This window comes from Bacillus sp. EB106-07-01-XG149 (assembly GCF_058791555.1).
In genome coordinates this window covers 722,992-748,866 of sequence record NZ_JBYTDP010000001.1, presented here as the reverse complement: position 1 = coordinate 748,866, position 25,875 = coordinate 722,992, and the positions used below count along the sequence as shown (strand labels likewise).

The following is a 25,875-nucleotide window of genomic DNA, read 5'->3' as shown; positions in this document are numbered from 1 at the left end:
CATTGCTCTCTTTTCTATAGAAATTTTGTGAGTTCGTTCTGTATAATATATGCTTTCATTTATAGTTGGTTAATAAACTTGAAAAAAGCTTTTTAGTTTAGGCAGGGATTTTATATCCAAATAGATAAATGTTAATATAAAGTATTTTACATATGAATATTGGAGGAGTAAAAATGAGTTTGGCAAGTTATATAGGATGCAATGTAGAAATTCAGTTAACGGATCCAGATTCTAATGATGTAATTGTTTTTGGATCGTGCTTTTCAGATGAAAGTATGCTTGAAATTTTACAAGAGTTTCAATTTCAAACAAGTTACACGTATGAAGTTTCAATGAGCTGGGGCATTGAACTTGTTGAGTAGCAAAGTGAAAAGGAGAAGAAAGAAGCTAAAAAAAGCTATTAGCTTTATGCTCGATTATGGAAGGTTATTTAATTGAGGGGGACTATTTTGAATTATTCAGTTGTTGGGTTGGTGATGAAGATCAGGAACGAGTGGGAGAATTAAAATTAAAAATAAATCATTTTAATATAGATGAGATTTGTATTCCGGAAAGAACGCTTGTCAGGATAGAAAAGTAAATATAGAAATATACGTTTTTAGAAAAAAGCGACTTCATTTTGTATGAAGTCGCTTTTTCTGTTGATATGTGAACGGCCTATTATATAAGAAGTGAAAAGCTCATTTGATGAAGAAACAATAAATGATGTATAAAAATATAATTTAAATCATTCCAAAAGAACGTAGGTTCGTGTATAATTAGAACGAATGTTCTTGTATATGCAGATAGTATGCGAATAAGAAATAAAGTGAAACTTTAATTAGCGGGGTGTTCATCGTCCGTTATTTATTAGCTTTCACCAATTAAGCGTTTACGGGCAGTTGATTTTCGTCTTACCTCCTCGTATATAGCGGATTTTGAGGTAGGAGCTTCACTACCTGTTAATGCGGGATAAATATGAGCCTAGCATTATGAAAGAATAATTGAGTACCATTAAGTGTGAAATTGAATGGATAAATGATCAAGGAGATAAAGAAATGAATGATGTAAAGGTGCAGAAAATAGAAAAAGAATGGGTTCCATTTACAGTAATGTCGGAACAGTTGTTAAGTTTGCGAAAGGTTATTGGAGAGAAGTTTAAAGTACAAAAACCGTTCTTAACAAACGAAGCAAAAGAGAGAATTTCTGATAAATTATTAACGTCATTATTGTCTGAGAAAGAAATATTGGTGACATATTTTGAAGATGGTTACATCCTTACAAGTTATATGACAGTAGTGCATATAAACCCGCTAAAGTGCATTGTAATATGTACTGACGCATTTTATAAAACTTACGTATTTAATACTTCTGATATTATTGAAATAACGTAAAGGAAGCTGGAATTTCAATTTTAGCTTCCTTTACGTTATGTTAGATGAGGGATATAAATAATGAAAAGAAAAAGCAGCTAGCTTCATACTAGCTGCTTAGCCCCAGGGAAAGGGAGAAAAAGATAGGGTACTCCAAAAATCAACAATAGCTGTGTAACAGCCTGATTATAGTATAGACAAATTTAAAATTCCTAAACAGAACGATGAAAAAAATAGGATTAGGCTGTACCCACTTGGTTTTGATCTGCAAGGTCAGAATCAAACGTATTAGTCGCGCTCACGCCATTAAAAGTATTAACAACAAAACCAACGTTTGAAGCACCAGATCCATTATAAGCCTTCGTATTTTCTTTCGGAGAAACGTTGTAGAAATCACCTAAGTTAAATGAACCGTTACTATTTTGTACAACTAAATTCCCTACAACTGAGGGCATATTTTTCACCCGCTTTACAATCATTTGTTAACACTACTATATGGTCTTATAGTCCAAATAGTTCATGTAACAAAAATTGTGGAATCGTAAAACGTTTGAAGTGTAGCTTAATCCCGTAATAAAAGTATGCTAAAATTAATGTAAGGTTGAGTAATTAATAATAACAATTGTATAATTAATATATACGAAATCAAAGGAGGCAAAATGTAATGAATAATGTTATAAAAAAAGTAGATTTAACAGATGCAAAATCAAGTAATCTTGTTGCGCTTATTTATAGCAATGAAGTTATTTTGGTTGAAGAAGCATTTTGTCCAAATGAAATAAAATTAAAGTTTAATGAAATTGCAATTTTATCGGCTATTAAAACAGCACATATAATGAAAGTAACTATCAGAAAAGAACTGGAAGCAATTTTTCATGACACTGGTGTTTTATTTGTGAAGCATAGTGTTGATTATGGTAACAGTCAATCTATCACTATGCATTTTGAACAATTCAAAAAGTTGCAAAATGAGATTGAGAATTTAAATAAAAATAGGTAATCAGACTAGATGAAGATTCTTTCATATAGGTGAACTGTTCTATGATGAAAAATTGGTTTGAAATTTTTTCAGATGAATCTCACTGTAAGCATAAATGTGGGTTTATTAAGATGCAGGATAATGAAGATTTTAAAAGAAGTAATCTAGGTGTAGCTTTTATGTATCGGTGTGAGAAATGCGGGAAAGAGAAGCTGAAATATAAAAGTAATAACGAAATGAATAATGACTTTTTTGATATATAAGCAAGAGTAACTGTTATGGTTACTCTTTTTGCTTACATAAAAACTCCTACTAAAGTATGAAATGAGTTGATACTTTAGTAAATGGCTGAATGAAAAGGGAGAGTGTAAAATTTTATAAAGGAGGAGAGGTACATGCAACGAAACGAAACTGGAAAAATTGTAATGATTACAGGAGTGACGCAAGGATTAGGTCGTGCAATGGTTGATCGATTTCATGAATTGGGATGGAATATATATGGCTGTGGACGTTCAAAAGATAAAATTGAAGAATTGAAAAAATATTACGGTAATATACATGATTTTCAAATAATCGATGTTTCAGACTCCCAGCAAGTAAGTAATTGGGCGAATTATATACTTCATAGATATAGAGCACCTGATTTGTTAATAAATAATGCATCGATTGTTAATAAAAATGCGCCACTGTGGAAAGTAACAGCTCAAGAATTCGAAAATGTAATGAATGTAAACGTAAATGGTGTAGTAAATGTAATTAGGGCATTTGTCCCAGCGATGGTAGCTAGGAAAGAAGGAATGATTATTAATATGAGTTCTAGTTGGGGCCGAGAGGGAGAAGCTGAGCTGGCGCCATATTGTGCCTCAAAGTTTGCAATTGAAGGTATCACGAAATCTATGGCACTTGAATTGCCCTATGGCATGGCTGTTGTCGCTTTAGATCCAGGCGGCAGCATTAGCACTCCAATGCTGTATTCATGTGCACCACAGTATGTAAATGAATCACCCACACCTGAAATGTGGTCACGTAATGCGATTCAATATATATTAAATATAACAATAGATAAAAATGGAGCTTCATTGACATGCCCAGAATGTATGTAAATATATTTTGAAGTGTATACGTATCTTTTAATTAGCATATTTTCAGTGATATACGCTTTGTCTAAAAAAAGTACCTTAAAGGTGCTTTTTTGTATGATTAACACATTTTAGAATGCACAAAATTACATATAGAAAATAAATATGAGATAAAGGATGTCATTTGTGTATGGCGAAAAAAGCACTAGAAAATTTCTAAATAGGTGATAAAAATGAATCCAAGCGGTTTAAAAGTGACAGGAGCATGGTTTCAAGTAGGAGGAAATCTTACTGCGGCTATTGGGACGACAAGAGGATTTATTGGAGAAGAGAAAGTTGAATCAGATCTTATAATTGTAGGAAGCTCATTACAAGCCCTCGGTTATATATTACAAATAATAGCGAGTAATGATACCGGAGATGAAGCTGAAAGAGAAAATCAAAATATGTGTTTGGAGAATAAAAGCGAAATGCTTGATAAAATGGGCATTGAATTATTAACATTAGGGAATATATCAAATGTAATAGGAACATATTTTAATATAAATAAACAATTGAAAGAGAATGATTATCTCATAATTATCGGGAACAGTTTACAATCGATTGGTGCTTTTTTAGGAGTAGAAGCAGCTTTGCTTCAGATGAAAGCAATACAGAGAATTATAATACTAGGTAATTCTTTGCAAAGTTTAGGTGCTGGACTTCAGGCGTATCAAGGTATTATTAATGTATCGAAGAACGAAATAGAAAATGAAGACAGTATGGTTGATAAGAAGAATGAGAAGATAATAGCACTCATTGGTATTTGGATACAAGCAATAGGAACTATTATTTCTGCGATTGGATTAACTATAATAGAGAAAGAAGAAAGATTAGAAAAAATAAAAATGTGAAAATACACATTTGATAAAGGAAGGGGGATTTCAATTTTACATACGTGGTAAGATTAAAGTAGTAGGTTTTTAGGCATTTGAATAGAATATATAAGAGTAGAAAAGTTTTTTATGCTTAATTGGAATGTATGAAATATAAAAATAATTGGTTTTGTGAGCGTATGATAAGAAGAGAGATAAAAAATACAAAACAAGGAGTTTTCAAGAGATGATGTATTTATTGGCAATTCTACTACCACCAGTAGCCGTATTATTTTGTGGAAAACCATTTCAAGCAATAATTAACTTCCTATTAACATTAATATTTTGGGTTCCAGGAGTTATACATGCGATATTAGTTGTACATGATAAAAAAGCAGACCGGAGATTAAAAAAACAAATTGAAGCATATGATGAAATGAATAAGAGGAATAGAAGATAGCTAAGTCGTGAAATGATTGTAAAAAGAAAGGGGGACTACCTCCTTTCTTTTTTTCATTCTGTTTAAGTTTAAATTTTAGTATAGCGGTAAGAATTTTTAATATAAGTATTGTGATAATTAGTTTTAGAGTGTGCGCTTAATAAACCGGTGTAAATGTTTTCAGGCACGTTAAAGAAATCATACATTCCATTCCTTAATTGAATGCGTAAAATCATAGAAAAAGGATTATAGCCAACAGCAACAATATTTTTAGAACTCACGGGAGATAGCTTCATCATTATGCAACTCCTCACTTTTCATTTTTAATAATTTCTTGTAGATGTTGAGGTTGTGGTGTTGAAATCCTTATAATTAAAGAGGTATTATACTTATATACAATATATTAAATGTTCGTTATACGTAATGATAAGGAAGTTCACACGAAGTACATATCGTTGTGCTATTTTTATTTCACCTTTGATTTATAAATAAGAAAATATTGACCATTTGAAAAAAAGGTATATTATTTATACGAGGTATGAAAAATTCACTTTTTACATTCTATGCTTCAAGGGGCAGCATTATTAGGAAAATAGAAGTGAAAATAGTTTGCATAAGAAGAATTCTAAAATTTATAATCTGTGAATTAGGAAAATATTGAATGCTCCAGGTCAATTTACTTTCTTAATTAAATTCAGTTTAGAAAGTGACCTCAATATTTTTAAGTAAATCAACGGGAGAATTGAAAGGCAGGAGAAAGTAACATGTCAGAAAATTATCGTTCTCGAGAGGAGCGACGACAAGTTAAAAAGAAAAAACAGCCAGCTTCTAAAACACAAAAACCAAAAGGGAAAACATCGTTCTTTCGTAAGTTTTTAATTACTTGTTTATTACTTGGTATTGTTGGTTTAGTGGCGGGGGTTGCTACCTTCTTCGTAATGATTAAGGACGCACCAAAACTTGAGAAAGCAAAACTTGTTAATCCGTTATCCTCAAAAATTTATGATAAAAATGGCGATTTGGTATATGAATACGGGAAAGAAAAACGGACGAATGTTACGTATGATCAAATTCCTAAATTAGTAGAAAATGCATTTTTAGCAACTGAAGATGCACGTTTTTATGAGCATAGTGGAGTAGACTTTAAAGGTACTGCCCGTGCTGTGTTGGTGAGTCTTAAAGGAGATTACGGCTCACAAGGTGGAAGTACAATAACGCAACAGGTTATTAAAAACTACTTCTTATCGATGGAAAAAACATCAAAACGTAAAGTTCAGGAAATATATTTAGCGTATAAGCTAGAACAACAGTATTCAAAACATGAAATTTTAGAAATGTATTTAAATAAAATTAATTTAGGAAACCGTTCATATGGTATCGCAACAGCAGCACAAAACTACTATGGTAAAGAATTGAAAGATTTAACATTACCAGAAGTTGCGATGCTTGCAGGTTTACCGAAAGCACCAAATAACTATGATCCATCGAAACCAGAAAATGTTCAAAGGGCAACAGAAAGAAGAGATGTTGTACTAAAATTAATGAACCGACATGGTTATATTACAAAGGCAGAAATGGAAGAAGCATCAAAAGTTTCAGTAACAGATGGTCTTAAACCTGCAACTGAACTTCAAGCAATGCCATACCCTGCATTTATGGATGCAGTTGTGAAAGAAGTAGAAAAAGAATTACCCGATGCTAATATTGGATCTGATGGTTTAGAAATTTATACAACTTTGGATCCAGATGCACAGAAATTAGCTGATAATATTTTAAATACAAATATTATTAATTATCCAAATGATAAATTCCAAGGTGCTTTCACATTTATGGACACGAAAACAGGAGAAGTTCGTGCTATAGGTAGTGGGCGCGGTGAAAATAAAGCAGTATTTAAAGGGCATAATATGGCAATTGAATTAGATCGTGCAGCTGGTTCAACTATGAAGCCAATCTTTGATTACGGTCCTGCAATTGAATACTTAAAATGGGCTACGTATCATCAAATTGATGACTCTCCATTTAAATATTCAACTGGACAAGAACTTCGAAATGCGGACAGAACTCATTTAGGCCCAATTACTATGCGTGAAGCGTTAAAAATGTCACGTAACGTTCCAGCAGTTAAAACTGCGAAAGAAGTAGGACTTAATAAATCAAAGGAATTCTCTGAGAAATTAGGTATTACATTTAATAAACCGCTGGCAGAATCTACAGCTATTGGTACAAACGAAGTATCGCCAACTGAAATGGCGGGTGCTTATGCGACATTTGGAAATGGTGGAAAGTATGCAAAACCGCATTTTGTTAAGAAAATAGTTTATCCAGACGGCAAGTCACAAAGTTTTGAGCAAAAACCAAAACAAGTTATAGCTGACTCTACAGCATATATGATTACTGATATGCTTCGTTCAGTAGTGACATCAGGTACTGGTACAGCGGCAAATATAAGTTCTTTAGATGTAGCTGGAAAAACAGGTACAACAAACTATGCTTCAAAACAATTAGCTCAATATAAAATTCCAGAAAGTGCAACTCGTGATAGTTGGTTTGCAGGTTATACGCCGCAATATACGATGGCAGTATGGACTGGGTATATGAAAGATGGTAAAGAAGAGTATATTAGTAGTAAAAATACGAAAATTGCACAGTTGATCTTTAAAGAAATGATGAGCGAGATGGCTACAGATAAATCAAGATTTAAAATGCCAAGTAGTGTAATTCAAGAAGGTAGTGAGCTACGTATAAAAGGGGAAAAACGTGATTCTTCTCCAAATACGAGCGTACCGGATACAACGGAACAACCAAAACAAGATCAACAACAAAAAACTGAAGAAGAGAAAAAGCAAGAAGAATTAAAGAAACAAGAAGAACTTAAAAAACAAGAAGAAAAGAAACAAGAAGAACTTAAGAAGCAAGAAGAACAAAAGAAACTAGAAGAGCAAAAGAAACAAGAAGAAGAAAAGAAACAAAATGAACAAAATAATGGAAATGGCCAAGGAACGACACCTCCAGCGAATAACGGAGGAGGCCAAGGAAATACAACACCTCCAGCGAATAATGGAGGAGGCCAAGGAAATACGACACCTCCAGCGAATAACGGAGGAGGCCAAGGAAATACAACACCTCCAGCGAATAATGGAGGAGGTCAAGGAAATACGACACCTCCAGCAAATAATGGGGGAGGTCAAGGACATACAACTCCACCAGCGACCACACAACCAGAGACTGGTGGGAATGCAGGAGAAGCTCCTGCTAATAATGGACAATAAGAAAATTTTATGAATAATATTAAAAAGCACTTAAGATTTGTAAACATTACAAATCTTAAGTGCTTTTTTCGTTTAAATGTTAAAAGTACCATAGAAATTTTGAAAATAAATGGAAGGAAAATGATAAAAAACTTGAGCCTGGGGTAGTGGAGGATAACTGTGACTTTGAAAGGTAGTACTACTTGGATGTGCGCCATGATGCCAAAATGAGGGAGTAACTTGACCTGGAATTTGATATTGTTGCCAAGTTGCAGGAAGTTCAATTCCTACATCGGAACTAGCTGTATGAACGGCTGGAACGTGTATCCCAGGAGTCGAAGGAACGACGGCTGTTACTCTTGAAGATACCCACATAACATAATCACTCCTAAGTTGTGATAATAAAGTAGTATATTCTTTTCACGCGTATAAAGGTACATATAGATAGGACTTTAGGCTAATGTATACTTATAAAGTTGTAAGACCAATTTATATTGATGGTGGACCATTTATTATAAAAAGTTACGTCTATTTACGGAGGGAAAAGGGACTAAGAAAATGTAAAATGGAGGTGTTAATTGCAAGAATATACGTGTTTATGGAGGAATTTTAATGGAACGATTATGGACGAAATCATTTATTCAAATGACTTTCGCAATGTTATTTTTATTTACAGGATTTTATTTACTTGTACCAACGCTCCCGCTCTTTATTAAAGAGATAGGCGGCAATGAATCACAAGTTGGACTTATGATGGGAATGTTTACAATAGCAGCAGTTGTAATACGACCGATTATCGGAGGAATGTTAGATCAATATGGGAGAAGATCTTTTATTATTTTCGGACTCGTCTTTTTTGGGATAACGATGTATTCTTATAATTTAGCATCGACTATTGTTCTTTTAGCTGTTTTACGGGTTATTCATGGGGTGACATGGGCTGTTTCTACAACAGCTGTTGGAACAGCGATAACTGATATTATTCCAGATTCACGCCGTGGTGAAGGTATGGGTTGGTACGGGATGGCTATGACAATTGCAATGGCAATCGGCCCAATGATTGGATTATCGGTTGTACAACATTATTCATTTCACGGCCTATTCTTGTTGGCAACTCTTTTATCCTTTATGGCAGTCCTATTATCGTTCATGACGAAAATGCCATTCACACCACAAAAAGAAAAAGGGAAAATGCAGTTGTTTGAAAAATCGGTTCTATCCATTACAATTGTAGTTTTCTTTTTATCATTTGCATATGGAGGAATTACGACGTTTTTACCGCTATTTGCATCTTCAATCGATGTGAATCCTGGGACATTCTTTCTTGTATATGCAGTTGCTTTAACGATTGTAAGACCAATTTCAGGAAAACTATTAGATAAGTATGGAGAAGTATTTATTATACTCCCGGCACTATGTATTACGATTATCGCGATAGTTGTATTAACGATTTCAAATAGTTTAATAGGGGTAGTTATCGCAGCTGCATTATACGGTGTTGGATTCGGTTCAGCACAGCCCGCATTACAAGCAGCGATGCTTACAATTGTTGATCCGAGTAAAAGAGGAGTTGCTAACGCTTCATTCTTTACTGCATTTGATTTAGGGATTGGACTTGGTGCGATTTTACTTGGAGTTGTTTCGCAAATGTTTGGTTACCGTATTTTATTTGCAGGTAGTGCAATTTCAGGACTAATCGCTTTCATTATTTTTGTCATTTTTGTAAAACAGCGATTAGGTAAAAAAGAATTTGCGTAAACGGGAGTAACAAAGAGGAAAATTTCAATTGAACTTAACGATTTACAATGGTTAAAGGATAACATAATAATAGTTCAATTCAGCCGGACTATTCTTTAGGGATAGTTTCTGAGAAATCAGATGGGGAAATCGTGTCAGTTGAGAAAGAAGTCATTCTATTTTGGGAGATGTTTATAATCTTTGGTACTTTAAAAACTATCATTTAGTTAAATGTTACTATGAGGAAACGGAAGAAATTCAATTTAATTATGTGAAATAATAACTTTTTTAAAAATAAATAAGTTTTATATAAGAATTATATTGATGAGATAGTGAAATAAATATCATGTAGAAACGAGTTGTATATGTGTACAGCTCGTTTTTTTTATTTTCTTAAAAAAATTGGTTGAATGATATATTCTGTGGGATTTTCTGAGTCATCCTTATATTTTGTTTTAATAAGACACATAAAGAAGTCAGTCCTTTCTTTATAAAATGTGAAAATTATTTTTGAAAAATTGTATTGTTACATCGGTAAAAGTATAGGAAACTTATCATTATAAAATAAATTGAAATCTTCTAAAAACTCTGATACATTGAAATAGAAATGTAGTTTCACGAATTTGTAAAGGCTTACAGTTATGTGCACGAAGATCTATTAGGATTGGAGGAAATAATGATGAAAGCTAAAGAAAAATTTTCCCCGGGATTAGATGGTATAGTGGCAGCGGAGACGAAAATTTCGTTTCTTGACACAGTGAAAGGTGAAATTGTAATTCAAGGGTATGATTTAATCGAACTCTCAAAAACAAAAGAGTATTTAGATATTGTGCACCTTTTATTGGAAGAACATCTACCGAATGAGGATGAAAAAGCACAACTTGAAAAGAAATTAAAAGAAGAATACGCGGTACCAGAAGGTGTATTCAACGTATTAAAGGCATTACCGAAAGAAACGCACCCGATGGATGGATTGCGTACAGGTGTGTCCGCATTAGCTGGTTACGATAATGATATCGAAAACCGCTCGTTAGAAGTAAACAAAAGCCGCGGGTACAAATTATTGAGCAAAGTACCAAACATTGTAGCGAATAGCTATCATATTTTAAATAATGAAGAGCCAATCCAGCCTCTTCAAGAATTATCATATAGCGCGAATTTCTTCTATATGTTAACAGGTAAAAAACCAACTGAACTTGAGGAGAAGATCTTTGATCGTTCCCTTGTTTTATATAGTGAACATGAAATGCCAAACTCTACATTTACAGCGCGCGTTATTGCATCAACGCAATCGGACTTATATGGTGCTTTAACAGGGGCAGTTGCATCTTTAAAAGGTAGCTTACACGGTGGTGCGAACGAAGCGGTTATGTACATGCTGTTAGAAGCTGGTAATGTTGAGAAGTTTGAAGAGTTGTTACAGAAGAAATTATATAACAAAGAAAAAATTATGGGCTTTGGACATCGTGTGTACATGAAGAAGATGGATCCAAGAGCACTGATGATGAAGGAAGCTTTAAAGCAGTTATGTGATGTAAAAGGTGATTATACACTATATGAAATGTGTGAAGCTGGAGAAAAGATTATGGAGAAGGAAAAAGGAATTTATCCGAACCTTGATTATTATGCAGCTCCAGTATATTGGATGCTTGGTATTCCAATTCAACTTTACACACCAATCTTCTTTAGCTCTAGAACAGTGGGACTATGTGCGCACGTAATTGAGCAACATGCGAACAATCGATTGTTCCGTCCACGTGTAAATTATGTTGGCGAGCGACATGTACTTAGTAAATAAGAACAACTCGGGAGTTGTTAGCGCCGCCCGCTAGATGGGTGTTTGACCGACACCCATCATTAATAATAACGAATTTTCGACAGAAAGGGAAGAATAGTATGATTAAAACAAATGAAATTAAACAAAAAGATGCATTATTAGAAGAAATTGCGGATTATGTATTAAATAAAGAGGTAACTAGTGCAGAAGCATTCAGTACTGCTCGCTACGTATTACTTGATACACTTGGATGCGGAATTTTAGCACTACAATATCCAGAGTGTACGAAATTACTAGGACCAGTTGTACCAGGAACAATCGTACCAAATGGTACACGTGTACCAGGTACGTCATATGTGCTTGATCCAGTGAAAGGTGCATTTAATATCGGATGTATGATCCGTTGGTTAGACTATAACGATACTTGGCTTGCAGCAGAGTGGGGACATCCATCTGATAACTTAGGCGGAATTTTAGCAGTTGCAGATTATATTAGCCGTGTTCGTATTTCAGAAGGAAAAGAACCATTAAAAGTACGTGAAGTATTAGAAATGATGATTAAAGCACATGAAATTCAAGGTGTACTTGCTTTAGAAAATAGTTTAAACCGCGTCGGTCTTGACCACGTATTATACGTAAAAGTAGCAACAACTGCTGTAGTTGCAAAAATGCTCGGCGGAACACGTGAAGAAATCTTTAATGCATTATCACATGCATGGATTGATAATTCTAGTCTTCGTACATATCGTCATGCACCAAATACAGGCTCACGTAAATCATGGGCAGCAGGTGATGCAACAAGTCGCGGTGTTCATCTTGCAATGACTGCTCTAAAAGGTGAAATGGGTTATCCAACAGCATTATCTGCACCAGGTTGGGGATTCCAAGATGTATTATTTAATAAACAAGAATTAAAGTTAGCAAGACCATTAGAGTCTTATGTAATGGAAAATGTATTATTTAAAGTTTCATATCCAGCAGAATTCCATGCACAAACAGCTGCAGAGTGTGCTGTGAAATTACATCCAGAAATTAAAGAAAGATTAGATGAAATTGACCGTATTACAATTACAACTCATGAATCAGCAATTCGTATTATCGATAAAGAAGGTCCATTAAATAACCCAGCTGATCGTGATCATTGCTTACAATACATTACGGCAATCGGTTTATTAAAAGGAGATATCGTTGCGGATGATTATGAGGATGTAGTAGCAAATGATCCACGTGTAGATGAATTACGTAATAAGATGGTTGTTGTTGAAAACAAACAGTACAGTTTAGATTACCTTGACCCGAACAAGCGCTCAATCGCCAACGCTGTTCAAGTTCATTTCAAGGATGGCACTGTAACAGAAAATGTGGAATGTGAATATCCACTTGGTCACCGTTTCCGTAGAGACGAAGCAATTCCAAAAGTTGTTCAAAAGTTCACTGCAAATATGGCAGGTCATTATTCTAGTAAGCAACAAGAACAAATTCATGAAGTTTGTCTAAATGAAGAAAAACTAGAAAATATGAATGTAAACGAATTTGTAGATCTATTCTTAAATTAATAATAGGGGGAATTTAGAATGGCTTGGGTTGTGAATAAACAGTCAACACAAGAGGAGCTTGCGAATCGCTTCCGAGCTTTAGTAGAAGCAAATGGGATTTTGCAAATTCCAGGTGCTCATGATGCAATGGCTGCTCTTGTTGCGAAAAATACAGGTTTTTCAGCTTTATATTTATCGGGAGCTGCTTATACTGCAAGTAAAGGGCTACCAGATTTAGGAATCGTGACGTCTACTGAAGTAGCAGTAAGAGCAAGAGATCTAGTAAGAGCTACAGATTTACCAGTTCTTGTTGATATTGATACAGGATTTGGCGGTGTATTAAACGTAGCGAGAACAGCAGTAGAAATGGTGGAAGCAAAAGTTGCGGCTGTTCAAATTGAAGATCAACAATTACCGAAGAAATGTGGACATTTAAATGGTAAGAAACTCGTTACTACAGAAGAATTAGTTCAAAAGATTAAAGCGATTAAAGAAGTTGCACCAAGCTTATATATTGTGGCACGTACAGATGCTCGCGGTGTAGAAGGCTTAGATGAAGCAATCGAAAGAGCGAACGCTTATGTAAAAGCAGGTGCAGATGCAATATTCCCTGAAGCGCTTCAATCAGAAGAAGAGTTCCGTCTATTTAATAGTAAAGTAAATGCCCCTTTACTTGCGAATATGACTGAGTTCGGGAAAACGCCGTATTATAGTGCAGAGGAATTTGCAAATATGGGCTTCCAAATAGTTATTTATCCTGTAACTTCACTTCGTGTTGCAGCGAAAGCATATGAGAATGTGTTTACTTTAATTAAGGAAACAGGTTCTCAAAAAGATGCACTTTCAAGTATGCAAACGAGAAGTGAGTTATATGAAACAATTTCATATCATGACTTTGAAGAATTAGATACTGGAATTGCAAAAACAGTATTATCAGAGGATCAATAGATAAAACAACTAAGGCGATGAGAATACATCTTTGGCAAAACGAACTGCTTGATGTGACAATTCATCGCCTTCTGTTTTCAAAAATAAGAAATTCCACTCATCGTAGACGAGCATACGTAGTAGCAAGTAAGGCCGAAATGATAGGGGGATTCAGATGGAGAAAACGAAGTTACCGTGGGATGAATTTTTTTCACTTAATAAAGATGTGAATCATGCTTTCTTTACGCCAGAAGATTTTTCAGGAGATGAAGATTTAATCGCAAAAACGACAGAACAATTCGTTAAACAAGAAATTGTTCCACAAATAGAGAATATTGAACAACATAATTATAAAGTTTCTCGTCAATTATTTGAGAAAGCTGGAGAACTTGGATTATTAAGTATCGAAGTCCCAGAAGAGTACGGCGGATTTGAGTTAGGAAAGGCAGTTTCAGGGCTTGTAGCAGAAAAAATGGGATATGCTGGTGCATTTAGCGTTTCCTTTAATATACACGCTGGTGTAGGTACATTGCCTTACATATATTACGGAACGAAAGAACAAAAAGAAAAATATTTGCCGAAAATTGCGTCTGGAGAATGGATTGGGGCTTATGCTTTAACTGAGCCAAATGCTGGTTCTGATGCTTTAAGTGCAAAAACGAGTGCAGTATTAAATGAAGATGGTACTGCTTGGAAGTTAAATGGTGAGAAGCAGTGGATTACAAATGCTCATATGGCAGATGTATACGTTGTTTTTGCGAAGACAAATAAAGGAATGACAGCGTTTATTGTCGAAAGAACATGTGAAGGTGTATCCATTGGACTAGAAGAAAAGAAAATGGGGATTAAAGGTTCTTCAACGGCTACTCTAATTTTAGAAGATGTTGTCATCCCTGCTGAAAATGTTTTAGGGGAAGTTGGCAAAGGGCATCACGTAGCTCTTAATATTCTTAACTTCGCTAGACTAAAGCTGGCTTTTGGAAATATTGGAACGGCAAAACAAGCAATTGGTCTGTCGGTACAATATGGAAAAGAGCGAAAACAGTTCCAAACGGAATTAGTAGATTTTACGATGATTCAAGAGAAAATTGCAAATATGATCATTGCTACATATGGAGCAGAAAGTGCAGCCTACCGTACAGCAGGTGTAATTGATGAAGCAATTCATGAGAGTGATGAAGATCTTATGAAGAAAATGTCTCAATTTGCAATTGAATGTGCACTTAATAAAGTAAATGCTTCTGAAACACTTGGTCATATCGTAGATGAAGCTGTACAAATTCATGGTGGTTACGGTTATATGCAAGAGTACGAGGTAGAACGATTATATCGTGACGCTAGAATTAGTCGTATTTTTGAAGGAACGAACGAAATTAATAGATTAACAGTTGCTAAAATGTTAATGAAGCAAATGGAAAAAATTGAAGATACTGAAGTAGAAGTTGATGTAGCAAATGTTGAAAGAAACCATCGTTACATTTTATTAGCGAAAAAATTGTTGAAACAATCTTTGAAAACGCTCTCTAAAACTCCAGGGTTAAAAATTGACCAAGAACAAGAATATTCACGTGTATTATCAAATATGTTAACGGACGTGTACGTCATGGAATCAGCATTTTTACGTACGAGTAAAGCAATTAGTAAAAATGGTGAAGAGAAAGAGCGTACGAAACAAATGATAACTGACGTTATTTGTGAAGAGGGCTATCGTAAAGTAGAAGAAGCAGCGATTTCTATACTTTCAGCGGCTGTCACAGAAGAACAAGATAGACACGTAATTCTAGCTGAAATTCGTCAATTATTAGTGCCTTTATACACGAACGTGTTTACGAAAAAGAGAGAAATTGCGAAAGCTATTATAAATCGCGGAAAGTATATTGTGTAAATAGGAGGAAAGCGATATGAAAAAGATTGGCTTTATCGGTTTAGGTAACATGGGTCTTCCAATGTCTAAAAATTTAGTTAAATCAAGTTACACAGTATACGGTGTGGATTTAAATAAAGAGGCTGAAGCTTCCTTTGAAAATGAAGGAGGAATTATTGGCTTATCAATCTCAAAACTAGCAGAAACATGCGATGTGATTTTTACAAGTTTACCTTCACCTCGCGCTGTTGAAGCGGTGTATTTTGGGGAAGAAGGATTGTTTGAAAATAGCCACTCGAATGTAGTTTTAATTGATACAAGTACTGTATCTCCACAATTAAACAAACAGTTAGAGGAAGCTGCAAAGGAAAAGAAAGTAGACTTTTTAGCAGCACCTGTTAGTGGTGGGGTAATTGGAGCCGAAAACCGTACATTAACGTTTATGGTTGGTGGATCGAAAGAAGTATATGAGAAAACGGAATTGATCATGGGCGTACTAGGCGCGAATGTTTTCCATGTTAGTGAGCAGATTGATAGTGGCACAACAGTTAAATTAATTAATAACCTATTAATTGGTTTTTATACAGCTGGTGTGAGTGAAGCTTTAACATTAGCGAAAAAGAATAATATGGATTTAGATAAAATGTTTGATATTTTAAATGTAAGTTACGGTCAAAGTAGAATTTATGAGCGTAATTATAAAAGTTTCATTGCAACTGAAAACTACGATCCAGGCTTTACTGTGAATTTATTAAAGAAAGATTTAGGATTTGCAGTAGATTTAGCGAAAGAAAGCGAACTGCACTTACCAGTTAGCGAGATGCTATTAAACGTATATGAAGAAGCAAGTGAAGCTGGGTATGGCGAAAACGATATGGCTGCTTTATATAAGAAAGTTAGTGAACAATTAATTTCTAATCAAAAATAAATCATAAAAAGGAGAGAATACAATGATTACAACTGAAATTAAACGGGTAAAAAATCATATTAATGGTGAGTGGGTAGAATCTACTGGTACAGAAGTAGAAGCAGTTCCGAATCCGGCGACTGGAAAAATTATCGCTTACGTTCCGCTATCTCCGAAAGAAGATGTTGAAAAAGCTGTTGAAGCGGCAAAAGCAGCATATGAAACATGGTCTAAAGTACCAGTTCCGAATCGTTCAAGACAATTATACAAATATTTACAGATTTTACAAGAAAACAAAGAAGAGCTTGCTAAAATCATTACGCTAGAAAATGGTAAAACATTAACGGATGCAACTGGTGAGGTGCAGCGCGGGATTGAAGCGGTAGAACTTGCAACATCAGCACCAAATTTAATGATGGGACAAGCTCTTCCGAATATTGCTAGCGGCATTGATGGATCGATTTGGCGCTATCCAATTGGAGTTGTTGCTGGTATTACACCGTTTAACTTCCCGATGATGATTCCATTATGGATGTTCCCACTTGCAATTGCTTGCGGTAATACGTTCGTATTAAAAACATCTGAAAGAACGCCACTTTTAGCAGAGCGACTTGTAGAGTTATTCTATGAAGCTGGTTTTCCAAAAGGGGTATTAAATTTAGTACAAGGCGGAAAAGATGTTGTAAATAGCATTTTAGAAAGTAAAGATATTCAAGCTGTTTCGTTCGTTGGCTCTGAGCCAGTAGCTCGTTACGTGTATGAAACAGGTACGAAACACGGGAAACGTGTACAAGCGTTAGCTGGTGCAAAAAACCATGCGATTGTAATGCCAGATTGCAATCTTGAGAAAACAGTGCAAGGTGTAATTGGATCTGCATTCGCAAGTAGTGGAGAGCGCTGCATGGCATGTTCAGTAGTAGCAGTAGTGGATGAAATTGCTGATGAATTCATCGACGTACTAGTAGCAGAGACGAAGAAATTAAAAGTAGGTGACGGTTTCCACGAAGATAATTATGTTGGACCATTAATTCGTGAATCTCATAAAGAGCGCGTATTAGGCTATATTAATAGCGGTGTAGCAGATGGAGCAACTTTATTAGTAGATGGCCGTAAAGTTAAGGAAGAAGTTGGAGAAGGTTACTTTGTAGGTGCGACAATCTTTGATGGTGTAAATCAAGAAATGAAAATTTGGCAAGATGAAATTTTTGCTCCAGTATTAAGCATTGTACGAGTTAAAGATTTAGAAGAAGGTATTAAATTAACAAATCAATCTAAATTTGCAAATGGCGCGGTTATTTATACTTCAAATGGTAAACATGCACAAACGTTCCGTGATAATATCGATGCTGGTATGATCGGTGTAAACGTAAACGTTCCAGCACCAATGGCATTCTTCGCATTTGCAGGAAATAAAGCTTCCTTCTTTGGTGATTTAGGTACAAATGGTACAGATGGCGTTCAATTCTATACACGTAAAAAAGTTGTAACTGAGCGCTGGTTTTAATAGAGAGTAAACAGCCAAATCAGTTGTTAAATGAAAACCACCACTATTAATAGTGGTGGTTTTCGTCTTGTTAATTATTTTTTTCAAAAGCTAGTTTAATACCAAAACCAATTAAGACGATTCCTGTTAAGCCTTGAATATAACGTTGCGTCCTCGGTTTTTTCATAAAAGCACTAATTTTATCAATTAAAAATATATAAAAAGCGAACCAAATAACTGTTAAAACGAGGTAAGTAAGACCCATTACGAGAAGTTGGATAAACGTATTATGATTTGGATTTAAAAATTGCGGTAAAAAGGTTAAAAAGAAGACTGCAACTTTAGGGTTTAATAAATTCGTAAGAAACCCTTGGCGAAAGCAAGAAGTGTGTTCATCTTCATTATTTAAAGATATATCGTTCGTATTAAAGCCTTCTTTGTTTCTTACCGCTAAAAGGGCTTTAATGCCAATATAAATTAAATATAGAGCTCCAACGTACTTGAAAATAGAAAATAAAAGCGCTGACTTTACAATAATTGCGGAAAGTCCGATTACTGCTGCTAAAGTATGAATTAAAAGTGCAACACATGTACCGAACACAGTTTTCACTCCACCCACCTTACCAGCAACCAATGTATTTTTCGTCGCCATTGCAGTATCAGGACCGGGTAAAATAATAAGACAAATAGACATAATGATGAAAAGAAAATAATTTTCAATCATAGTTGCTCCTCCTTTTTTATTTTTAGAATATTTGATTAAAAATAGTGTAGCATACATTTTGATTTAATAAAATTAAATTTTATTAAAAAATATTAAATGAGAAAGAGGCTATATAGTAGTGGAATTCCACTACTATATAGCCTCAATTTTATCCCGCATGACCGGACGAGCGGTGAGGGCTAATAATAAGCGGGTAATGAGCCCCCACTTATTAATGTTTCACCTTATGCATTAAGTAAGTTAAAGAACCGATTTACATCTTCTTCTGAAACATCACTTAATTGCTTATATTTATAATTCGGATTTTGATCTTTATCAACGACAACGGATCGTACTCCTTCGAAGAAATCTTCATGTCTCATGAAATTTTTAGCAAGTACAAGGTCGGTAGCGAAACATTCTTCAACGGATTTATCTTGTCCATCAATAAATTGTTTTAATGTTACTTTTAATGAAATAGGGGATTTTGATAATAGCGTTTCTTTCGCTTTTAAAGCAAAGGAACTTTGAGCTTTCTCCAATGAATGGGTGATTTCTTCAATTGTATCGAATGCAAAATGTGAATTAATTTCTTCTAATGAAGGAGAAAGCTCGCTTTCTAAGTTTGGAGCAGTTGCAAATGTACCAATGACTTCTTTTAAATTAGTATGTACATCATCTTCTTTATGCCAATTTACACTTTCAAGTTCAGTAAGGAAATTTGGTAATGAGTCAGATGTCATAAAGTAATCAGCAGCGTTTATAAATAATACGTCAGAAGCTTTTAAAACAGATGCTGTTAAAGCAACATAGCGGCCAGCAAACCCTGGAGCTTTATTTAAGAAATAAGCAGCACCGACATCTGGGAAGAAGCCGATGTTCATCTCTGGCATTGCCCATTTCGTACGCTCAGTTACAATTCGATATTTCGCACCATTTGTAAGACCGACACCACCGCCCATTACAATTCCATCTAAACAAGCGATGATCGGTTTTTTATATTGATAAATATATGTATCAATTTCATACTCTTCTTCAAAAAAACGTTCCGCATGCTGCAATGCAGTTTCATTTGAACGCGCTTCATAAAGAGTTTTAATGTCGCCGCCTGCACAAAAACCTTTTGTGCCAGCTCCTTTTAATACGATAAGCGCAATTCGCTCATCATTTTCCCACTCTTTCAGTTTTTGCCCAATTGGTTGTAACATGTCATAAGATAAAGAATTAAGTGCTTTTGGGCGGTTTAAAGTAATTGATGCAACGCCGTTTTCACTAACAGAAAATAAAACGTGTTCAGTCATAATTCATCCTCCCTTACATATCTTCTTATTCTTAATTCTTGATACGTATTGAAATGTCCTTTATAAATTTTGTCTAAAGTTGACGGTACGTGTTAATTTGTATACCGCATATTTTGACGAGATATATTTGCAGGATTTCTGAGGTTGAAAATGAATATTACAACATTACTGTAATTGTAATTATTTGAAATTTTCATGATAAACACGCTATTATATATGTATAAATTGTGCATAATCACTTCAAAAAGAGTATTTGAAGTGATTATGATGTAAGAAAAATTGCTTTTCATTAGAAATAGAGAAAGGAGAAATCGGAATGCCAGGACCTTTACTATTGTCGCTGATTATTTTGTCTTCTTTAATGATAGGGATAACGCAGTATTTTCATCATACAGATACGACAGAGGAAGTGAAGGATAAAGTACGACTTGTATTTCCGATTTTTATCATATCTATTTCTTTTTGCATTTTATTAAATAAGGATGGGTACATTATCGCAGTATTTTCATTTTTTGTAGCGATCGTTTTCATTACAGTTTTATATTATGTAATGAAAGACTTTATACAAAAATAAAGATGTCATATTAGACATTTTTATTTTTACAATAAATAAAATTTCACATACCGTATTATATGTAAAAATAAAAAACATATAGCGATAGAAAAGTGTGTACTTTGCCGTGTATTTACTTGTCAATCTTGCATAGCCAATATACTATTAATAGTGTAGAGATTAGAAAAAGGGGTTGTATCTGTCATGAAATTTGAGATGCACACAAAAATTATTTCAAATGAAAAAGAAGTAAGATTACATATAGAAGAAAACATATTTCAATTAAAATTGGATGGTTATCACTTATTTACAGTTCAAGAAATATTGCCTTTATATAAATCAAATGAAGAAAGAATTGGTAGTGCAATGATACAAAAGTTAGAGTGGGAAAACGGAAAAACTACAATAAACTATCAACTCGTATCACTAAAATCAGTAAATTAAAAGGAGCAGGAAACTATGAAGTTATTTCATACAGCGGATTGGCATTTAGGAAAGCTCGTTCATGGCGTGTATATGACTGAAGATCAAAAGATTGTATTAGATCAGTTTGTACAAGCTGTTGAAGAAGAAAAACCAGATGCCGTAATTATTGCAGGGGATTTATATGACCGAGCAATTCCACCTACGGAAGCAGTAGACTTATTAAATGATGTTTTACAAAAAATAGTGATTGATTTACAAACACCAGTTATTGCGGTTGCAGGAAACCATGATAGTCCAGATCGTATTCATTTTGGAAGTAGTTTAATGAAGAAACAAGGATTATTTATTGTGGGACAATTTCAATTTCCATATGAGCCAATTATATTAAATGATGAATATGGCGAGGTTCACTTCCATCTCGTTCCATATGCGGATCCAAGCATAGTTAGACATGTTTTGAAAAACGAAGATGTACGTTCTCATGATGATGCGATGCGTATTTTTATGAATGAGCTTTCTGAAACGATGGATAAAGAAGCAAGACACGTATTTGTTGGTCATGCATTTGTGACTTCTGCGGGAGAAGCGGAAGAGAATACAAGTGATGCAGAACGACCACTTTCAATTGGTGGTGCTGAATACGTAAATAGTCATTATTTTGATAAGTTTCATTACACAGCGCTTGGACATTTACATCAAGCGCATTTCGTACGTAATGAGACAATTCGATATTCAGGTTCTCCACTTGCATATTCTATTTCTGAAGAAAAACATAAAAAAGGATATTATAAGGTGGAACTGGACGAGCAAGGTGAAGCAACAATTGAAAAAAGGTTACTTGCACCACGTCGTAAAATGCGAACAGTAGAAGCGAAAATAGATGAATTATTACAACATCCAGTAAGTGAAGATTACGTGTTTGTAAAATTATTAGATGAAAATCCTGTCTTGCAGCCAATGGAAAAAATACGCTCTGTATATCCAAATGCAATGCATGTTGAAAGATCTATTCAAAGACGAGAGTTCACAGAGTCAAATGAAGTAACTGTTTCAAGACATAAAACGGATGATTTATCGTTATTAAAGGCTTTTTATAAAGAAATGAAAGGCTTAGATTTATCAGAAGAGAAAGAACGTCTATTTGTAGAAGTACTACAAACAGTGCAAGAACGGGAAGGTGAACGAGGATGAGACCGATTCAGCTAATTATGACAGCATTTGGGCCATATAAACAGAAAGAAGTAATCGATTTTAACGATCTTGGAGATCATCGTATTTTCGCCATTTCTGGGAATACAGGAGCTGGAAAGACAACGATTTTTGATGCGATTTGTTATGTGTTATATGGTGAGGCAAGCGGAGAAGAACGTAGTGATACGAGCATGCTTCGCAGTCAATTTGCTGATGATAATATGTATACAAGTGTAGAACTAACCTTTCAGTTAAAAGGGAAACGTTATGAAATAAAACGACAACTTGGACATAAAAAACAAGGGAACAAGACAATTACGGGACATGCAGTAGAACTATATGAAGTGATTGATGAAGAAAATGTTCCAGCTGTTGATCGTTTCCATGTAACGGATGTAAATAAAAAAGTGGAAGATTTAATTGGTTTAAGTAAACATCAATTTAGCCAAATTGTTATGTTACCACAAGGGGAATTCCGAAAACTATTAACATCTGAGACAGAAAACAAAGAAGAAATTTTACGTCGAATTTTTAAAACGGATCGTTATAAGTTAATGCGTGAGTTACTTGATCAAAAACGAAAACAATGGAAAGACGTTTTACAAGAAAAGCAGAAAGAGCGAGAGTTATACTTCCGTAATGTTTTTAAATTACCAATCCGCGATGGAGCATTATTAGAGACATTAGTGGAACAAGAACATGTAAACACGCATCAAGTAGTAGAAGCATTAGAACAAGAAACAGCTGCGTATAAGGTAGAGGTTGAGCAATTACAACTAGAACAAGATGTTCAAACGAAGCAATTAAAAGATGCTGAAACTCGTTTTCATACAGCGAAATCTGTAAATGAGAAATTTATAGATTTACAACAAAAGAATGAGAAATATAATACTTTACAGGAAAATCGTACCGTTATTGAAATGAAAGAAACATCTTTTAAACGTGCGGAAGAAGCGAAGCGCTTATTACCATTTGAACAATGGTATGAAGAAGCAATGCAAAATGAGCAGAAGGCTGAAAGTTTGTTAAAACAAATAATCGCCAAAAAAGAAAATATAACGAGTAGCTTTGAACTTGCTCAGGAGAAATATGAAGCAGTAAAGAATAAAGAACCTGAGAGAGAAAATGCAAAAAAACTTGTTCAAAGATTAGAAGAGTTACAACCGATTATTGCATCATTGGCTGAGAAACAATTGAATTTAAAAAATGCAGAACTTCAAGTAGGGAAACTAAAAGAAAGTATGCAAAACTTAGATCGACAATTAGAGGAGCATACAAATCAAAAACAGCTAATGTCTGGTGAATTACAGCAATTAGAACGAGCACTTGAGCAATATGTAGCTAAAGTAGAAGAACTAACGAATATGCGAGAAGATGCAAAAGTTTTAAAGCAAGCATATGATGTTTGGCAAGAAAAACAAAAATTCGAGAACGAAAAAGAAGCGGCATACAATAAGATGCAAATGGCAGTGAACGCATATGAAAATATGGAACGCCGCTGGTTAAGTGAACAAGCTGGTATATTAGCTCTTCATTTACATGATGGTGGATCTTGTCCAGTATGCGGTAGTACGAACCATCCGAAAAAAGCTATAGAACAAAGTAATGCGATCGATGAAAAAGAGTTAAATGATTTAAGAGACAAGAAGAATATTGCTGAAAAGTTACATTTTCAATTAGAGGAGAAATGGAATTTCTATCATCTTCAATATGAGCAGGTAATAGAAGATGTTAAGAAGCGAGGCTATCGCTCGGAAGAATTAGTTGAAACATATAGTGCGCTTGTTCAAAAGGGAAAGCAATTAGCAACTGAAGTGAATACGTTAAAAGCAAGCGAAGAAACGCGTAAGCAAACTGCTGTGAATATAAAAAGCGTAGAAGAAAAAATAGATGCACTTCAAAAGCAAAAGCGTGAGGTAGAAACAGAGCAGCACCGTATAGAAATGGAGTGTATGCAGCTTCGTACGTCATATGAACATGATAAGAAAAATATTCCTGAAAACTTACAAACAGTCCAAGCTTGGAAAGTCCAGTTTGACCAAGCTATGCATGAACTCAAATTAATGGAGGACGAATGGAAGAAAGTGCAGGAAGCGTATCAACATTGGCAAAATGAAAATATACGAATTCAAGCAGAACAGGAAAGTGCTTCTAATCAATTTGAAAGTACAAAATTAAAGAAAGAAGAGACGTTTACGCGCTTTATGAAAGAGCTTGAACAGAGCGGATTTACAGATCAATCCACGTATAAAGAAGCTAAATTAAGTGATATTGAGATGGAGATGTTACAAAAAGAAATTCAAAGTTATTATTCATCTCTTGAAGTGCTTGCAAAACAAATTGAAGAGTTACATGCTGAATTAAAAGATAAAGAGTACATGGATATTACGGCGTTAGGTGAACACATAATAGAATTACAAATTAATCTCGATATAATAAAAGAAAAACGCCAACGTGCGCAAACTGCGGTAACATATATTTCTGATTTACATGAAAACATTAGACGAATTGATGAACAAATTCATGAGGAAGAAAAAGCTTTCCAAGAACTTGTTGATTTATATGAAGTAATGAAAGGTGATAACGAAAGCCGTATATCATTTGAACGTTACATCTTAATTGAGTATTTAGAACAAATTGTTCAAATTGCAAACGAACGATTACGTAAATTATCAAATGGACAATTTTATTTAAAACGAAGTGAACGAGTTGAGAAGAGAAATCGTCAAAGTGGATTAGGCTTAGATGTATACGACGCATATACAGGTCAAACACGCGATGTAAAAACATTATCTGGCGGTGAGAAATTTAATGCATCACTTTGTTTAGCGCTTGGAATGGCAGACGTCATTCAATCGTATGAAGGTGGTATTTCCATCGAAACGATGTTTATCGACGAAGGTTTTGGTTCATTAGATGAGGAGTCATTAACAAAAGCAGTTGACGCCTTAATTGACTTACAAAAATCAGGCCGATTTATCGGTGTCATTTCACACGTTCAAGAGCTGAAAAACGCAATGCCGGCTGTATTAGAAGTAACGAAGCAGAAGGATGGTTGTAGTCAGACGAAGTTTGTGGTGAAGTAAGTTCAATTGTAATTCATGCACAAAGTATTGTTTGCGATTTTCTAGTAAAGAACTTATGAACAAACAAATGCCGTCTCTTTTTAGAGACGGCATTTGTTTGTTATTCAGAATTAAATAATTCACCTAAGAGTTATCTGTAGAAGGCGGTGTATTTTCCAAGCGATTATATGTTTTAAAGGCCGAAATTGCCGAGATAACACCACCTACTAAAAATAAAGCTGATCCACCGACCAATATGATACGACTGACATATGTTTCGCGCGCTTCTTCAACTTCTTCTTGTAACATTGTTGGCATTTGAAATCCCCCTAAACAACATTTATTTTGTAGATAGTATATACAAACGCCTAAAATATGTTAAAATCACTGGATAGTATTATGAGGAAGTATATAGTTAGATGTGAATTGTTTGAAAAATCTTCATTATAAAT

24 protein-coding genes and 2 pseudogenes are annotated in these 25,875 nt (G+C 34.5%); 20 read left to right on the top strand and 6 right to left on the bottom strand.

Annotation, left to right across the window (positions count from 1 at the left end; all coding sequences use genetic code 11):
* Positions 1–173: 173 nt before the first annotated feature.
* Together AC3WTA_RS03775 and AC3WTA_RS03770 are read left to right on the top strand one after the other, a co-directional pair.
* Positions 174–580, top strand: a pseudogene (locus AC3WTA_RS03775) (hypothetical protein).
* Between the two features lie 457 nt (positions 581–1,037).
* Complete coding sequence (locus AC3WTA_RS03770; protein WP_001000637.1) at positions 1,038–1,373, top strand: YolD-like family protein; 336 nt, start codon at positions 1,038–1,040, stop codon at positions 1,371–1,373.
* 218 nt (positions 1,374–1,591) lie between these two features.
* Here AC3WTA_RS03770 and gerPF read toward each other — a convergent pair whose 3' ends face one another.
* Positions 1,592–1,807 carry a spore germination protein GerPF gene (gene gerPF, locus AC3WTA_RS03765; protein WP_001141565.1) on the bottom strand — a complete coding sequence of 72 codons (216 nt, stop codon included), beginning with the start codon at positions 1,805–1,807 and terminating at the stop codon, positions 1,592–1,594.
* Between the two features lie 209 nt (positions 1,808–2,016).
* Between gerPF and AC3WTA_RS03760 the strand changes: the two genes are divergently transcribed.
* The 5 genes from AC3WTA_RS03760 (at position 2,017) to AC3WTA_RS03740 (ending at position 4,724) form a co-directional block, all read left to right on the top strand.
* Positions 2,017–2,352, top strand: a complete 336-nt coding sequence (locus tag AC3WTA_RS03760) for a hypothetical protein (protein WP_001066871.1) — start codon at positions 2,017–2,019, stop codon at positions 2,350–2,352.
* 41 nt (positions 2,353–2,393) lie between these two features.
* On the top strand, positions 2,394–2,594 hold the full coding sequence (locus AC3WTA_RS03755; protein WP_000977406.1) for a hypothetical protein: 201 nt from the start codon (positions 2,394–2,396) through the stop codon (positions 2,592–2,594).
* A 132-nt stretch (positions 2,595–2,726) separates the two neighbouring features.
* On the top strand, positions 2,727–3,434 hold the full coding sequence (locus tag AC3WTA_RS03750) for an SDR family oxidoreductase (RefSeq protein WP_001189475.1): 708 nt from the start codon (positions 2,727–2,729) through the stop codon (positions 3,432–3,434).
* A gap of 209 nt (positions 3,435–3,643) precedes the next feature.
* Positions 3,644–4,303, top strand: coding sequence for a DUF6944 family repetitive protein (locus tag AC3WTA_RS03745; RefSeq protein WP_492332823.1), 660 nt, complete (start codon positions 3,644–3,646; stop codon positions 4,301–4,303).
* A 208-nt stretch (positions 4,304–4,511) separates the two neighbouring features.
* The gene (locus tag AC3WTA_RS03740) at positions 4,512–4,724 is read left to right on the top strand and encodes a YqaE/Pmp3 family membrane protein (RefSeq protein ID WP_000990228.1); all 213 of its coding nucleotides are present in this window, start codon (positions 4,512–4,514) and stop codon (positions 4,722–4,724) included.
* 68 nt (positions 4,725–4,792) lie between these two features.
* Here AC3WTA_RS03740 and AC3WTA_RS03735 read toward each other — a convergent pair whose 3' ends face one another.
* Positions 4,793–5,002 carry a KTSC domain-containing protein gene (locus tag AC3WTA_RS03735; RefSeq protein WP_000977084.1) on the bottom strand — a complete coding sequence of 70 codons (210 nt, stop codon included), beginning with the start codon at positions 5,000–5,002 and terminating at the stop codon, positions 4,793–4,795.
* A gap of 465 nt (positions 5,003–5,467) precedes the next feature.
* On the opposite strand from AC3WTA_RS03735, the gene AC3WTA_RS03730 reads away from it, so the two are divergent.
* Positions 5,468–7,975 carry a transglycosylase domain-containing protein gene (locus AC3WTA_RS03730; RefSeq protein WP_070168778.1) on the top strand — a complete coding sequence of 836 codons (2,508 nt, stop codon included), beginning with the start codon at positions 5,468–5,470 and terminating at the stop codon, positions 7,973–7,975.
* Between the two features lie 72 nt (positions 7,976–8,047).
* Here the strand turns inward: AC3WTA_RS03730 and AC3WTA_RS03725 are convergent, their stop codons facing one another.
* Positions 8,048–8,329 carry a hypothetical protein gene (locus AC3WTA_RS03725; protein ID WP_000270180.1) on the bottom strand — a complete coding sequence of 94 codons (282 nt, stop codon included), beginning with the start codon at positions 8,327–8,329 and terminating at the stop codon, positions 8,048–8,050.
* A gap of 237 nt (positions 8,330–8,566) precedes the next feature.
* Here AC3WTA_RS03725 and AC3WTA_RS03720 point away from each other — a divergent pair, with 237 nt between their 5' ends.
* The 8 genes and pseudogenes from AC3WTA_RS03720 to AC3WTA_RS03685 all read left to right on the top strand — a co-directional run bounded on the left by AC3WTA_RS03720 (position 8,567) and on the right by AC3WTA_RS03685 (position 18,205).
* Positions 8,567–9,712 (top strand): MFS transporter, encoded by a 1,146-nt coding sequence (locus tag AC3WTA_RS03720; protein ID WP_000440677.1) that lies wholly within the window; start codon positions 8,567–8,569, stop codon positions 9,710–9,712.
* A 68-nt stretch (positions 9,713–9,780) separates the two neighbouring features.
* A pseudogene (locus AC3WTA_RS03715) lies at positions 9,781–9,971 on the top strand (hypothetical protein); the annotation flags it as partial.
* Positions 9,972–10,367: 396 nt separating this feature from the next.
* A complete protein-coding gene (gene mmgD / locus AC3WTA_RS03710) occupies positions 10,368–11,489 on the top strand; it encodes a citrate synthase (RefSeq protein WP_002096629.1) in 1,122 nt (373 codons plus the stop codon).
* A 98-nt stretch (positions 11,490–11,587) separates the two neighbouring features.
* Positions 11,588–13,024, top strand: coding sequence for a 2-methylcitrate dehydratase (prpD, locus tag AC3WTA_RS03705; RefSeq protein WP_000598118.1), 1,437 nt, complete (start codon positions 11,588–11,590; stop codon positions 13,022–13,024).
* An 18-nt stretch (positions 13,025–13,042) separates the two neighbouring features.
* Positions 13,043–13,951: a methylisocitrate lyase gene (gene prpB / locus AC3WTA_RS03700; RefSeq protein ID WP_000312656.1), complete on the top strand. Its 909-nt coding sequence runs from the start codon at positions 13,043–13,045 to the stop codon at positions 13,949–13,951.
* A gap of 154 nt (positions 13,952–14,105) precedes the next feature.
* The gene (locus tag AC3WTA_RS03695; RefSeq protein WP_000416018.1) at positions 14,106–15,815 is read left to right on the top strand and encodes an acyl-CoA dehydrogenase FadE; all 1,710 of its coding nucleotides are present in this window, start codon (positions 14,106–14,108) and stop codon (positions 15,813–15,815) included.
* A gap of 16 nt (positions 15,816–15,831) precedes the next feature.
* Positions 15,832–16,722, top strand: a complete 891-nt coding sequence (locus AC3WTA_RS03690; protein ID WP_000719429.1) for an NAD(P)-dependent oxidoreductase — start codon at positions 15,832–15,834, stop codon at positions 16,720–16,722.
* 22 nt (positions 16,723–16,744) lie between these two features.
* Positions 16,745–18,205 carry a CoA-acylating methylmalonate-semialdehyde dehydrogenase gene (locus AC3WTA_RS03685; protein ID WP_000633348.1) on the top strand — a complete coding sequence of 487 codons (1,461 nt, stop codon included), beginning with the start codon at positions 16,745–16,747 and terminating at the stop codon, positions 18,203–18,205.
* Positions 18,206–18,275: 70 nt separating this feature from the next.
* On the opposite strand, the gene AC3WTA_RS03680 is transcribed toward AC3WTA_RS03685, so the two are convergent.
* On the bottom strand, positions 18,276–18,908 hold the full coding sequence (locus tag AC3WTA_RS03680; RefSeq protein ID WP_000572332.1) for a LysE family translocator: 633 nt from the start codon (positions 18,906–18,908) through the stop codon (positions 18,276–18,278).
* 224 nt (positions 18,909–19,132) lie between these two features.
* The gene (locus AC3WTA_RS03675; protein ID WP_000134917.1) at positions 19,133–20,188 is read right to left on the bottom strand and encodes an enoyl-CoA hydratase/isomerase family protein; all 1,056 of its coding nucleotides are present in this window, start codon (positions 20,186–20,188) and stop codon (positions 19,133–19,135) included.
* Between the two features lie 316 nt (positions 20,189–20,504).
* On the opposite strand from AC3WTA_RS03675, the gene AC3WTA_RS03670 reads away from it, so the two are divergent.
* From AC3WTA_RS03670 to AC3WTA_RS03655, 4 genes are all read left to right on the top strand, one after another.
* Complete coding sequence (locus AC3WTA_RS03670; protein WP_001119403.1) at positions 20,505–20,762, top strand: hypothetical protein; 258 nt, start codon at positions 20,505–20,507, stop codon at positions 20,760–20,762.
* Positions 20,763–20,945: 183 nt separating this feature from the next.
* Positions 20,946–21,185: a DUF2584 family protein gene (locus AC3WTA_RS03665; protein WP_000667347.1), complete on the top strand. Its 240-nt coding sequence runs from the start codon at positions 20,946–20,948 to the stop codon at positions 21,183–21,185.
* A gap of 15 nt (positions 21,186–21,200) precedes the next feature.
* Positions 21,201–22,358: an exonuclease SbcCD subunit D gene (locus AC3WTA_RS03660; protein ID WP_000765143.1), complete on the top strand. Its 1,158-nt coding sequence runs from the start codon at positions 21,201–21,203 to the stop codon at positions 22,356–22,358.
* Positions 22,355–25,444, top strand: a complete 3,090-nt coding sequence (locus AC3WTA_RS03655; protein WP_492332822.1) for an AAA family ATPase — start codon at positions 22,355–22,357, stop codon at positions 25,442–25,444. The genes AC3WTA_RS03660 and AC3WTA_RS03655 overlap by 4 nt, the downstream gene beginning before the upstream one ends.
* A 123-nt stretch (positions 25,445–25,567) precedes the next feature.
* Here AC3WTA_RS03655 and AC3WTA_RS03650 read toward each other — a convergent pair whose 3' ends face one another.
* The gene (locus AC3WTA_RS03650; protein ID WP_001142748.1) at positions 25,568–25,741 is read right to left on the bottom strand and encodes a hypothetical protein; all 174 of its coding nucleotides are present in this window, start codon (positions 25,739–25,741) and stop codon (positions 25,568–25,570) included.
* Positions 25,742–25,875 lie beyond the last annotated feature (134 nt).